The following is a 13,202-nucleotide window of genomic DNA, read 5'->3' on the forward strand; positions in this document are numbered from 1 at the left end:
AGCAATAACGCGCCGCGCTATCGCTCCCACTCCGTCTTCTTCGCTTTACTTGTATAGTTGATCCTGCACGTATTGTTTCACCAGGTCCCAATTGTTCTCGCGTGCAGTCAGGATATAGGCCCCGTCATCGGCAGTGCCTTCCGCAAGCACATTTTGCGTGCTCAGGCCGATACGCGCGGTTTTGGGGTCGTTCATATCCATCTTCATGGTAAACAGACCAAGATCAGTCAGCGACATGTTCGTATAAACGGACTTTTCCAGCGCATCCATTGCCCCATAGAAGTTCGGCCATGTCGACGCGGACTTTAACTTCGCAAGCGTGGCTTTAATCACCGTCTGCTGGCGTACCGAACGAGCGAAGTCGGTTCCCTCAGCCGGATTATCCAGCACGTAGCGAGCACGCGAATAGCGAATCGCCGTTTCGCCGTTCATGTGCTGATACCCCTTCTTAAACGTCACCTTGATCCAACTGGCGTCAATATTTGGATCATCGTTCTTGGGATAGTTCGCGGTAAAGCCTTCCGGCACATTGATATCCACGCCGCCGACCGCATCGATCAGCTTGCGGAAGCCGTTGAAGTCAACCATCATCCAGTATTTTACATCCAGTCCGGTGATCTCAGAGATCTTCTGCGCGGCCATATTTGCGCCCGCAACGCGATCTCTGCCATTATTTGAGCCAACCTGATAGACAGTGTTAATCTTGCCATATTGCCCGGACTGCGGCGGCACCTGTACCCACAGGTCGCGCGGTACCGAGACCAGCGACGTGTGTTGTGTTGAGGGAATCATGCTGATTGTTACCAGCGAGTCCATCAGGTTCGCGCCATCATGATCGCCGCCACCATAGCCCATGACGAGCAGGTTGACCCGGTCGCCAGTCGACATAAATCCGGTCTCGGTGGTCAGCGGGGCTTTCGTGGAGATCGCAGAGCCAAAGGCCAGCACCCGAGGGACCACAAAAAGGCTGGCAATGATAAGAACAGCCAGTATGACCAGCAGGGACAGACAACCGATACGCCGAATGCGTCCCTTCTTTGGAGGCTGATTCCTCGGTGACGGGCCTGGACGCTGTGCGCTGGCAGGAGGAGTATAGACAGGTCCGCCGGGAGATTGGCGCACATGCGATTGCTGCACAGGAGGGGCATAATCGTGCCCGGGTGCCTGAGGCGGATACTGGTACGGCTGGCGCTTCTGTGCTCCCTGAGCACCGCCACCAAGTACCAGCTTCCCCTGATTCTGGTGATGCTCTTGTGAAAATGACCTTACTGTTGGATCATCAGAACCATACTGGTATTTATCCGACATAGAGTATCTCTTTCCTACCGTTTTGAAGAAAATGAATAATTATAAGACAAGCATAATATGTTCGCATTCTTCTTACAACCTACCTGCCAGTTTCTCCCACCCAGAACAAAATGAAAGAGCAGGGCAGATAGTTTTTTCAGCCCTACTCACTTTAACGCTTTAACAGCCGAGAAGTTGCACGCTATTTCTTGCTCCAATCAAGCATGGCTTTCCCGTCCTTTCCGTAACGGGTCGCCACAATTTCGGCCATAATTGCCAGCGCCATTTCTTCAGGAGAGACGGCCCCGATGTTCAGGCCGATCGGGCCATGAATACGACCGACCTGCTCTTCGCTTAACCCTGCTTGCTTCAGGCGTTCAGCACGCTCCGCGCTGGTCTTTCGGCTCCCGATCGCGCCAACATAGCCCACATTGTGCTTCAATGCTACCTGTAGTGTTGGCTCGTCAAACTTGGGATCATGCGTCAACACCGCCACCGCCGTTGAGGGATTCAAGCCAAGTTTGGGCAGCACCTCATCCGGCCAGGCCACAATCAGCTCATCGGCATGAGGGAAGCGCTCCTTTGTGGCGAAGGCGGCCCGCGCATCCACCACAATCACGCGATAATTGAGCGTTTTGGCAAACGTGGTCAGCGGAATGGCAATATGTCCCGCTCCCACAATGATCAGCGTAGGAGGCGGTGCGAACCCTTCAATAAAGACCTGATAGGTCGCGTCTTCCAGGGTATACGTATAGACCTTTGCATCACCATTCCAGAGCGCCTGTTCAGCGTCGGCGCGTACCAGAGCTTCAAGGCGTGGCTCCCCGAGTGAGCCATGCGCCTCCTGACCGGGCAGAAGCAGCCACTTGGCCCCGACATGAGCCGGTCCCGTCACAACAGTCGCCAGCGCAGCGCCCTGCTCACGCGCCAGTTGCTCCTTAAGCGCTTCATACACTCCACTCATACGTTCTCCTACCAGTCCAGCCGTTCAACAAACACACGAATAGTCCCACCGCAGGATAGGCCGATCTGCGCAAGGTTGTCTTCCTCGCTGATCCCAAATTCCAGCAATTGCGGCTTCCCATGCTTGATAACCTCCTCAGCCGCATGGATTACGGCAGGCTCTACGCAGCCACCGCTTACTGAGCCCGCAAGCTCACCCTTCTCGCTGACCGCCAGCTTCGCCCCCGGCTTGCGTGGAGCCGAGCCAATCACGCTGATGACCGTCGCAACGGCTACCTGTTCGCCACGCGCGCGCCACTTCTCAATATCTGGGAGCACATCACGCATTGATTTTGCCTCCTTTTACCAGTCCTGTGGCACCTTGCGTCTTGTCCAGGCTTCCACGGCTTTGCGTCTGGCATACGCGTTGCGCACAGGACGACTATCATCAATGGTTGAAAGGATATTCCCCAGGCTAATCAGGCTATCCAGATTGTGAGCCGGAAGAAAATCATCGATAAAATTGAGCGCCGTTTTCATGCCCATTGTCAGCGGGCGATAATCGGGCGCGCCAAGCAGAGGATTCAGCCAGATCAAACGGTGGCAGCTATGTTGCAGACGATCCATCTCAACCTGCAACACCTCCGATTGTCCGCGATCCCACCCATCGCTGATGATCAAAACCACAGCGCCCCGTCCAAGCACGCGCCGCGCCCAACGCTGGTTAAAGATGTGCAGCGCGTCGCCAATGCGCGTCCCGCCGGACCAGTCCTGCACGCTCTTTGAGACATCGCGCACAGCCTCATCCACATCGCGGCGCTTGAGCTGATGTGTGATCCGGGTCAGGCGCGTGCCAAACACAAAGGCCTCTACGTTCTGGAGTCCATTCGAGATTGTATGGATGAAGTGGAGCAGCAGCCGTGAATAGAGGCTCATCGAGCCGCTGATATCGCAGATAATCACCAGGGGACGCGGCTTGTACTTGATCTCACGCCGGGTCAGCTCGACCATCTCCGCGCCGTACTTCAGATTATGTCGAACCAGGCGGCGCATATCCAGATACGAGCCTCGGCGAGCAGGCGCTTTACGTCGCGTGCGGCGCATACCCAGATTCCAGCGCATATCGGCCATCAGGCGCTTTGCTTCCTGAATTTCTTCCCAGGTATAGTGCTCAAAATCCTTCTGCCGCAGCCGCTCGATAGCACTATAGGCATATGCCTGCGGATCCCCCAGATTGTCATCTTTTGCCTTCGCCTCAGACAGCTCGCTACGCTGCTTCTGAGTTGGCTGCGATGCACGTTGCATATCGCGGCGCGCTTCGCTTGCGTTCATATGCTCGGCAAGACGCTTCCGCTCCGAGGGGGGAAGCCGAAACGCCTGCTCCTGCTTGCGAACCTGTGAACCCGGTTTCTCCTTCTTCCGACGCGGATTGTCACGCACAAACCAGAAGTAGTGATACATCTGCTCGAAGACAGGTTCCAGCTCGTGCTTGTTCAACAGGCTGCATTTCAGGGTATAGTAGAAATCTTCCTTGCTGGTAATATCAATCTCGTTCAGGGTCTCAGCCAGATCGAGAAGCTGCTGAGGCCCGACAGAAATTCCCGATTCCCAGAGTAAACGGCCAAACTCGGTCAGGCGATACAGCAGCCGTTCTCCGCGCTCTATATCCAGCGGACGCAGCGCTTTGTGACCATTCTCTCCGGGCTGTTCAGGCGGGATCGAAGTCATGAGCGAAAGGCTCCCTTTATCTTTTGAATCAACTTCCCCAGATCACTGCCACCAACCTTCAGCACATCATCCTGATATTTCAGCAACGCACCAAGCGTATCGCGCACCGGTCCCTCAACCAGTTCCAGTTGATCGAGCGCCAGCAGCGAGCTAATCCAGTCAAGCGTTTCCGCGACGCCTGGCGCTTTATAGAGATCCATACTGCGTAGCTCGCTCACAAAGGCACACACCTGCCGCGCGAGCTGTTCGGGTGCCTGTGGCTGACGCGCCAGCAGAATTGAGAACTCTTTCTCGATCGTTGGATAATCAATCCAGTAGTAGAGGCAGCGACGACGTAGCGCATCGTGAATCTCACGGGTGCGATTCGAGGTGATAATCACAAACGGCGGCTCTTTTGCCTGAATCGTACCAATTTCCGGAATCGTAATCTGAAAGTCAGAGAGCAGTTCCAGCAGATACGCCTCAAACTCTTCATCACTGCGATCAAGCTCATCGATCAAGAGCACAGGAGGTTTTGCATTTGCCGGGTCAATTGCCTGAAGCAGCGGCCTCTGAATCAAGAAATCGGGGCCGAAAATCTCCTTCAGTTCCTCCTGATGCTGAGCCGCACCACTGGCCTCCATCAGGCGAATATGGAGCATCTGGCGGGTGTAGTTCCACTCGTAGACAGCCGTGCTGACATCAATGCCCTCATAGCATTGCAAACGAATCAAATTGGTCTGCAAGATGCCCGCGAGCACTTTCGCCACCTCTGTCTTTCCTACTCCCGGTTCGCCCTCAAGTAACAGGGGCTTGCGCCGCTTCAACGCCAGAAAGATAGCCGTAGCAAGTGGACGGTCAGCAATATAATCCAGGGCATAGAGTGCCCGCTGTACATCTTCAACAGTTGCAAACGTAGGGAGTTCCTGCACGAACAAGGACCTTTCCAATCTAGCAATCGTCTTTCAGAAATACCGAGTATCTTATTCTAAGCTATACAAAGAAAAGTTAGCAAGCAGAGACAGAACACAAAAACGGGCGCATACCTCATGACAGCCCATGAAAGACGCGCCCGTTTCTCGTCGTTTAGAATGATATCTATCTATTCAGCCAGTAATGCCTCTATCTTTGCCTCAATATCAGTAGCGTCAGGATAGAAGGCAGCCTCTTCCGCCGCACTATAGGGAGCAGCCGGAGCTGCCACGGCTGAAATGAATGCCGGGGTACAATCCAGGTCGTAGAAGCAGTTCTGCACAATCCAGGAATGGATATGACGACCAAAACTGGTAAGATCAGCTTCCTCTGTCACAACAATGACCCGATTTGCTTCTTTCACGGCAGCCGCAATAGCTTCTTCGTCGAAAGGTGCTAACGTGCGCAAGTCAACGACTTCAATCGAGCCGCCTTCGCGACTGACAACGTTTGCGGCGGCGGTGCAGGCTTCTAACACCATCGTTCCCCAGGCAATAATTGCCATCTGTGAGGGGCCTTGACCGATACGCAGGCGTCGCGCTTTACCGATCGGGAGCGTGTAATATCCTTCAGGTACAGACCAGTATTCCGCTATTTCCGCAATGCTATTTCCTGCGCCATCCTTTGGCGGCTCCGAGCGATACAGACGCCCGCGCTCCAGAAATGCCACTGGAGATTTCGAGCGGGCAGCTTCCAGCAACAGTCCCTTTGCGTCAAAAGGAGTCGCGGGACAAATGGTAATCATTCCCGGAACATGCGTAAACCAGAGTTCGCCGGCATTGGAGTGACCATAGGCCCCGCCACCAGAACCACTGCTGGAGATCGGGCCACCACCACCGCTGCCAGATTTTGTCCGAATAATCAGGGGCACAGACCAATCACCGAAGCTCTGATAGGACATACGAGCCGCGAGCCGGATGGTCTGCGTTGCTGACTGATGATAATCGACAAACTGAATTTCAGCACAACGCGCTTTTCCGTCATGCATGCCAGCGCCCGCAGCAATTCCCACAATCAATTGTTCGTTGAGGGGACTGCTAATAGCATGTCCGGGATATTTGGAAACCAGGGTAGCGGTCGCCCCAAAGACGCCACCGCGCGGGCTCCCAACGTCCTGGCCATACACAAAGAACTGGGGATCGCGTTCGGCCAGTTCACCGAGCGCCTCATTAATGGCTCCAAGCATTGTCATGCGACGTTTTGCGCCACGAGGAATATTCTCGCGCCACTCAGGCACATAGACAACGTGCTCCAACACGCGGTCACCGGTCGGTTCCTGCTCCTTGAGCACTTCTTGCTCGGCGCGATCCAGTTCAGCACGGATCTCTTTGCGGAAACATTCAAGATCTTCTTCTCGGGCATGCCCGTTCTCCACAAGCCAGCGCCCGAAGTTCTTGACGGGATCTTTTGTTGCCGTGGTCAGCGCAATCTCCTCTTTCGAGCGATAGGCCTTAATATCGGTGCTGCTGGAGTGCGGGTCAAGGAGTCCGAGATGAAGGTGCATCAATGCCGGTCCGTTGCCAGAGCGAATCTGCTGGACAAGACGTGCGGTCGTTTCATAGGTCTGGATAATATCGTTTCCGTCGACCTCTTCGGCGTACACGCCAGCGCCTTTCGCCCATTCAACAAGGGACCCGGCCCATTGGACAGAGGAAGGAGTGGTAATTGCCCAGTTATTGTCTTCTACGATAAGCAACATCGGTAAACGATGAACGGCAGCCTGCCGAAGCGCAACACTGAAATCGTTGGTAGCTGAACTGCCCTCCCCGGTTGAGCACATCACAATGGAGTTTTCGTTCTGCCGTTTGACAGCGAATGCCACACCGCCAGCAAAGGGAGCCAGACCAGACACCTCACTGACACCAGGGAGAATACGATGCTGCTTGCTGCTATAATGTGCTGGCATATTTCGTCCGGCACACATCGGACCGGTCACACGCGAATACGCTTCACGCAGAGGGCCATAGATATCGCCAGTTCGCTGAAGCCATGCAGCCAGATCGCGATAATACAGCGCAAGCCAGTCCTCTTCATCGAGGGCGGCGACGACGGCTGCCATAGTTTCATGCCCGGCGCAACCGATGTAGAAAGGAAAGCGTCCTTGAGTCTTGCGGACCTTGAGCAGGTCGTTCATAAGTCGCGCAGTGAGCATTGTTTTATAGAGGGCAATGACATCTAGCGGCTGTGCTAGTGTATTAGCTCCCGTAGCTTTGATATCGACTGTCATTTGCAAAAGCCTCCAATAGTCTGCGTTGACGCCCTGGGCATTCTCTACTTCTCCTCACAAAGATTTATTTTTTCCAAGTTCATTATAAGGTTGCAAACGTCGAAAAGCAATGGTACCGCAAACTTCACGCCTGACTCATTGCAACAACAATGGAAGAAGGCTTATAATGATAAAGCCTGCTAACGGTCTATCCAAAACAGGTATAATACCGATTTTCTCCCTTTCTTCTAAAAAAGGATCTTAATACAGTTCAGAATTTTTCGCTGTAATAGAACGGAAAAGCAGTAGTAATGACGCCGACATCAGCATTGTTACAGGAACTCTACACGCGCATGCTCCTGACGAGAGTCGTCGATGAGCTGGCCTGGCACCTGCACCTACAGGGCCATATCGACTTTGTGGCAAGTTGCCGAGGGCATGAAGCCGTTCAAATTGGAAGCGCGGCTTGTATCGAGGTAGGAAAGGATTTCACACTTCCTTATTACCGCAACCTCGGCGTCGTACTGACGATCGGCATGACCCCCTACGAGGTTTTCCGCACGTATCTCCAACCTCAGTACAACGGGAGCAAACCGCGAGCTATGTTGCACTGGGGCTATCATAAACATAATACAGTCACCGGCACAACCTCGATCGCGACCCAGATTCTGCACGCCGCAGGCATCGCTTTCGCCTGCAAACTGCGCAAGGATACGGTCGCTGCTGTGGCCTACTGCGATCATGCTGCCCATCAAGAGGCCGATTTTCAGGAAGGGCTGCGTTTCGCGGCACAACACCGCCTTCCGCTGGTAATCGTTTGCGAGAAAGAACGTACAGATCAGACAGTGATCTCCCTTCCCCCCAATGTCCAGCATATTGAGGCAGACGGCACAAACGTGTTACAGGTTGCAGAAACCATGCGCCAGGCCTTGCAGCAGGCACGTGATGGAGCCGGTCCAGTCTTTCTGGAATTTTCCGTTGTCCGCTTCCTGCCCGATTTCGCCCCGACAAAGCAGGGCATCTTTGCGCTGGAAGGCCCCCCGGACTGTGATCCTCTCGTTCAGAGTCGGCTCCAGTTGCAACATCTGGGCCTCTGGGACGAAGAACGCGCCCAACAGCTCTATCGTAGACTGCGCCACGAAGTGGAACGCGCACTTGAGGAGGCGCTACAGGAACAGCCTGCTCGCCTCCCCTGAGGGACTACACCAGCCCTTGATCTTCCGCTGTTGTCGTCAATTGGTCGCGCAACAGGGCCCGCTCCTGTTGAAGCAGAGCATCCTCAATGCGCTGGCGATGCTTGGGAAGCGTTTTTTCAGGCAAGGCATCGACCGCAAAAAAACGGCATTCGCGCGACTCCTCTGTTTCATGGAGCGTTCCCCCTACCACGCGGCAGGCAAAGGAAAGGACCACCTCACGCTTTTGCGGCTTGGAATAGACGCCTATCAGCCGCTCAATGGCAACCTCAAGCCCGGTCTCCTCTCGCACCTCACGCAGTACCGTTTGTTCCACTGTCTCACCGGGTTCCATGCCCCCTCCCGGCAAGTTCCACCACTCAATATCACGCCGCAACGCCAGCAGGACACGCTTCTCCTGCATGATGACAGCGGAAACCCCGATCCGAAAATATGCCGCATGGGTTTCTGAAAGAGATGAACTCTCCATGCACTTCATCCTCCCGCTTTTTGTTTCTGTTTAGACTCCATAGAGCTGAGCCGCGTTCTTGTACAAGACGAACTCAGCCAGATCATGGGCCTGTTGCTCATCCAGTTCGTCGGCATCGATCATTTCCTGCAAGACCTGTGCAAGGACCGCACGTCCCCGCAAGGCAGATGCCCAATGCATCTCAGGAACATAGATACCATCCGAACTATACGTCAGCTTGCTTGCTGGCGCAATACTCAACGCCTGCCGGGTAAAGGCCAGCATTTCCAGTTTCTCCACAAAAGGAATAGTATACGATAGATCGAAATAGACATGCGGGTAAATCGCCGCCAGATAGGCCCCTAACTGGCTGTAAGGGTAGCTCTCATGCAGCAAGACAACCGACATCTCCTGATACGCTTCCAGCACCGGACGCAGGTGTAAGGGATTGCCAAGCAGCATATCGGTATCGCTATCCCCATAGCCGGTATGAAACTGAACCGGTAAGCGCTGCTCACAGGCGGAGGCAAATGCGATATGCAGCAAATAGTCAATCAGCGGCTTTGAACGAAGCTGGATACTGCCTCGCTGTGCCACCTCCGTCCGGGCCACCTGAAACGCAAGCCGCGCCTGCTCTTTCGACCATTCCGCAATGTTCAGGCCAGCACGATAGGCCACGATACTCTTAAAGCCGCAATAGCCCTTTTCACGCACATTGCTGATTGCCTCGCGATAGCGCTCAAGATACTCGTCAAAATCCGCACAGGTCTGCAACAGATCCTGCATCAGGACTTCCAGCCTCAAGAGCGAGACCACGCGCACCCCGCTAAGTGCCGCAAGCTGTTCCGCCGAGTAACACTGCTCGGGCGGAGGATAGGCCCCATCGAGTACCAGGCCCTTGATATTACCCGCCCGCAACAGGCGCTGGACCAGTTCATCACTACTTATCTGCTGACGCGCGGCAATAACCGCCTCCTCCGTGCTCTCACAGTCCAGAAATCGCGCCAGATGACGCACCATCCAGAGATAGTACACCGTGTGCTGCACATGTTGTTGGGCGAAAACGGGAGCAGTTGCCTCCGTGAAATACGAGCGATAGGTAACGGTATCCAGATGCTGGTGCAATAGCATTGAATGACAATGGTTATCGATTACCGGAATATCTGTCAGATCAAGCATAGTTCCCCCATTCATGCAACGCCTACAGGCAGGCTATCATACACGTAATCTCTGTCGCAATAGTTTCACTCTCTATGATACAGTACTCAGGCGGATATCTCCGCTTTGATACACCGAATGGAGAAAATATATGTACAGAGGCCGCGTTTTTTGACGGAGAGCGTCGAATAAAAACGCGAGATGCTCTAAGAACACAGCGCTGAAAAAAGGGGAAAGACGATGCTGGTTGCCTGTGGTCCCGATGGACAGCGCCTCACGGCCCGCGAAATATCGCCAACCCAATTACGGGAGTGGTCACACGCCCGCCTGCTCACCTGCCCGAACTGTCACGCCCTTGTTCATCTGCGCGGCGGCGCGGAGAAGCGCCGACAGCTCCATTTTGCCCATCAAAAAGGCGAATGTGCGTGGAGCACCGAACCCGAATCCGAGCGTCATGCGCAGGGAAAAGTGACGCTTGCTCACTGGCTACAGCAGCAATATCCTGCTGCTACGATTACGCTTGAGCAGCGGCTTCCCGAGCCAAACCGCATCGCTGATATCTTTGTCGCTCATCCCGATGGGACGCAATGGGCCATCGAGTTCCAATGTGCTCATCTGGAACGCGAACGCTGGCAGAAGCGCCACATTGCTTATCGCAGGGCTGGAATCATCGACATCTGGATCATCGGGAACAATCGCCGCAACAAACACGAAGCCTTCCTTGAGGCAATCTTCTCCCATACGCACGAGTTGCTCTTTCTCGATCCGCTGGTAACGCCAGCATGTAGCTGGCTCCGCTGGCCCGTCTCACCTGAACTCATCCAGGATAGACAGCTTCTGAACTACGACGGCGCCCATGCAACCCTGACGGCACCGCTGAACGAGTTTCGCCTGATCCAGGAGGGCAGCCTGCGTCACCCGATCCGGGATGAGATAGACGAACGCGCTCGTCTGCTTCGACTGATGCACGCCAGGTTTGACCCGCGCCTGCTGCTGGCCTACCTGCGTTCCCGGGTGGAGCAAGACGTTCTGACCGATGTCCTGCGTCCGCTGTTGAAGGCCTACCTGCTGGACCCCCATCTGTTGCAGCGCTATAACTATGGGCGCGGCAGGCTCACACCCGCTGAGCAAGAGCGGATTGACAGGGCCCGTGACTGGCTGGTCTCACTCGACGCAAAAGGCTACACGCGAGAACGGCTACGCGCCCTTGTCAGAGAGATTCCCTTTGTCAATGCATACGCCGCTTTCGCCACGTATTTTGAATTGTTACTCTCTCTTCCCTGAACAAGGCCTTCTCAATAAGAAAAGCGATACCGACGATTCCCGGATTGAAACTCAATGATAGAGCAGTGCGTTATCCTAATAGTAAGGATCAGATACATAGTCCAGCCAATACCTCTGTACCAGGAGAGGAAAGGATAGAAAGAGATGAATAACTTCTTCAAAGGTCTACTCGTCGGCGTCGGTGTTGGCATGCTCATTGCTCCTATGCGCGGCGAAGAGATGCGCAAGATGTTGAGCGAGCGCTTTGAGGAGCTTCGAGGACAGCTTCCCGAAAATGAACAGATCGCACTGTACAAGCAACGTGTAACCGAACGCGTCTCACAGACTGCGGATAATCTCAAGAGCTATGCCAAACAGGCCGGCTCCACTGTGAAACAGACAGCCAGCAACCTGAAGAACACCGCACAGAAAGCCGGCGAGGATGTAAAAAGCACAGGCAGGGACGTGACACAGGAAACCAAAGAGACCATTAAAGCAACACCCAGTCAGCAATAGGGCCTTGCCTGCTTCCCATTCTTCAGACGTAAAAAAGAGACATGGCACCTGATATCGGGTGCCATGTTTTTTTGCTGCCGAATAAAAAGAATTATGAGACCTGCACACGCTCTATCTGAAGATTCAGCGAGGTCAGGCGCGGCACAATATCGCCGTAACCACGCTCAAGGAACTCGATACCTGTAATCATGGTCGTACCTCGTGCGATTGCCGCCGCGATCACATAAGCAAGGCCAGCACGGAGATCAGGGATACAGAGATCTGCTGCCGTCAACGGAGTCGGCCCCATAATAATCGCGCTGTGCTCGTAGTTCTTGTCGCGGAACCGGCAGGGAGTCCCCCCCAGACAATGCGTGGTCAACTGAGTATGAGCGCCCAATTCCGCCAGATCCTTCAGATATCCAAAACGCTTCTCATACACCGTCTCATGCATAATCGAGATACCATGTGCCTGCGTCAGCAGCACCGCGAAGGGCTGCTGCCAGTCGGTCGAGAAGCCAGGGTAGACGTCGGTTTCGATGACAGCCGGACGTAGCTCTCCATTGCGGAAGAAACGAATGCTCTCCGCTCCTTTGAGCTCTACACCGCCGCCGATCTGCTGATAGTAGGAAAGGAAGTTGCCAAGCGTATCGGGACGAATTCCGTGAATTGTCACATCACCGTCCGAGGCACAGGCCAGACAGGCCCACGAAGCCGCCTCAATTCGATCACCAAACACACGCATATTCACCCCATGCAGGCGCGGCACACCCTCAATGCGAATCTCGCGTCCCGACGAGGTAAAAATAATCGCGCCCATTGCACGCAGCATGGTGATGAGTTCCATGATTTCGGGCTCAACAGCGGCATTGGCAATGACCGAACGCCCTTCAGCAAGCACACTGAGATACAGACAGGTTTCCGTCGCGCCCACGCTGGGATAGGGAAGTTCGATATATGCTCCCTTGAGCGACTTCACACGCCGCGCAACGTAGCCATCTTCGCCCTCTTCCACAATACCGCCAAATTTACGGATAGCTTCAAGATGGAAATCGACGGCACGAGCGCCAATCTTACAACCTCCCACAACCGGCACCGAGACTTCCGGGAAACGATGCAGCAGGGCCCCAAGCAGCAGGATAGGGATGCGGTTACTACCTGAATGCGGGACCGGCACCGTCGATGTATTAATCGTGGTCGGATCAATGCGCAATTCAAGGCTCTCTGTCTTCTCAACGGTTGCGCCGATTGAGGTGAGCAACTCTGCTGTGATATCAACATCTCCAATAGGAGGAACATTTGTCAATACAGTGGGGGTTTCGCCGAGCAATGCAGCAACCATTGCTTTCGTCGCGAAATTCTTTGCACCGAGGCAGTTTATCTCACCCTTCACGGGGTATCCGCCCTCGATACGATATGCATACGGACTCTTCACAGCTACCTTACCTTTTTTGAATAGAGTTTTGAAAAATCAGGTACGCAGGGAGGAACAATTGTTATGCTATCCTCCCTTGCCATTATACAGGTATAC

12 protein-coding genes are annotated in these 13,202 nt (G+C 54.2%); 3 read left to right on the forward strand and 9 right to left on the reverse strand.

What is annotated here, in order from left to right; translation table 11 throughout:
- Positions 1-45 precede the first annotated feature (45 nt).
- The 6 genes from EI42_RS00945 to EI42_RS00970 all read right to left on the reverse strand — a co-directional run bounded on the left by EI42_RS00945 (position 46) and on the right by EI42_RS00970 (position 7,135).
- A complete protein-coding gene (locus tag EI42_RS00945; RefSeq protein WP_111317795.1) occupies positions 46-1,308 on the reverse strand; it encodes an LCP family glycopolymer transferase in 1,263 nt (420 codons plus the stop codon).
- Positions 1,309-1,489: 181 nt separating this feature from the next.
- Positions 1,490-2,251 carry an XdhC family protein gene (locus EI42_RS00950; RefSeq protein WP_111317798.1) on the reverse strand — a complete coding sequence of 254 codons (762 nt, stop codon included), beginning with the start codon at positions 2,249-2,251 and terminating at the stop codon, positions 1,490-1,492.
- An 8-nt stretch (positions 2,252-2,259) separates the two neighbouring features.
- Positions 2,260-2,577 (reverse strand): XdhC family protein, encoded by a 318-nt coding sequence (locus EI42_RS00955; protein WP_111317801.1) that lies wholly within the window; start codon positions 2,575-2,577, stop codon positions 2,260-2,262.
- Positions 2,578-2,592: 15 nt separating this feature from the next.
- Entirely contained in the window at positions 2,593-3,957 is a 1,365-nt protein-coding gene (locus EI42_RS00960; protein ID WP_111317803.1) for a vWA domain-containing protein, read from the reverse strand.
- Positions 3,954-4,868: an AAA family ATPase gene (locus tag EI42_RS00965; protein WP_111319515.1), complete on the reverse strand. Its 915-nt coding sequence runs from the start codon at positions 4,866-4,868 to the stop codon at positions 3,954-3,956. Before EI42_RS00965 ends, EI42_RS00960 begins: the two co-directional genes overlap by 4 nt.
- A gap of 170 nt (positions 4,869-5,038) precedes the next feature.
- Positions 5,039-7,135 (reverse strand): alpha-ketoacid dehydrogenase subunit alpha/beta, encoded by a 2,097-nt coding sequence (locus tag EI42_RS00970; protein WP_111317806.1) that lies wholly within the window; start codon positions 7,133-7,135, stop codon positions 5,039-5,041.
- 290 nt (positions 7,136-7,425) lie between these two features.
- Between EI42_RS00970 and EI42_RS00975 the strand changes: the two genes are divergently transcribed.
- A complete protein-coding gene (locus EI42_RS00975; protein ID WP_111317808.1) occupies positions 7,426-8,310 on the forward strand; it encodes a thiamine pyrophosphate-dependent enzyme in 885 nt (294 codons plus the stop codon).
- 4 nt (positions 8,311-8,314) lie between these two features.
- Here EI42_RS00975 and EI42_RS00980 read toward each other — a convergent pair whose 3' ends face one another.
- Together EI42_RS00980 and EI42_RS00985 are read right to left on the reverse strand one after the other, a co-directional pair.
- Complete coding sequence (locus tag EI42_RS00980; RefSeq protein ID WP_111317811.1) at positions 8,315-8,776, reverse strand: NUDIX domain-containing protein; 462 nt, start codon at positions 8,774-8,776, stop codon at positions 8,315-8,317.
- Positions 8,777-8,806: 30 nt separating this feature from the next.
- Positions 8,807-9,934, reverse strand: coding sequence for an amidohydrolase family protein (locus tag EI42_RS00985; protein ID WP_170142264.1), 1,128 nt, complete (start codon positions 9,932-9,934; stop codon positions 8,807-8,809).
- A gap of 219 nt (positions 9,935-10,153) precedes the next feature.
- Here EI42_RS00985 and EI42_RS00990 point away from each other — a divergent pair, with 219 nt between their 5' ends.
- Together EI42_RS00990 and EI42_RS00995 are read left to right on the forward strand one after the other, a co-directional pair.
- Positions 10,154-11,197: a competence protein CoiA gene (locus EI42_RS00990; RefSeq protein WP_111317816.1), complete on the forward strand. Its 1,044-nt coding sequence runs from the start codon at positions 10,154-10,156 to the stop codon at positions 11,195-11,197.
- Positions 11,198-11,341: 144 nt separating this feature from the next.
- The gene (locus EI42_RS00995) at positions 11,342-11,692 is read left to right on the forward strand and encodes a YtxH domain-containing protein (protein ID WP_111317819.1); all 351 of its coding nucleotides are present in this window, start codon (positions 11,342-11,344) and stop codon (positions 11,690-11,692) included.
- A gap of 91 nt (positions 11,693-11,783) precedes the next feature.
- On the opposite strand, the gene murA is transcribed toward EI42_RS00995, so the two are convergent.
- Positions 11,784-13,106, reverse strand: a complete 1,323-nt coding sequence (gene murA, locus EI42_RS01000; protein ID WP_111317822.1) for a UDP-N-acetylglucosamine 1-carboxyvinyltransferase — start codon at positions 13,104-13,106, stop codon at positions 11,784-11,786.
- Positions 13,107-13,202 lie beyond the last annotated feature (96 nt).

This window comes from Thermosporothrix hazakensis (genome assembly GCF_003253565.1).
Taxonomy (GTDB): domain Bacteria; phylum Chloroflexota; class Ktedonobacteria; order Ktedonobacterales; family Ktedonobacteraceae; genus Thermosporothrix; species Thermosporothrix hazakensis.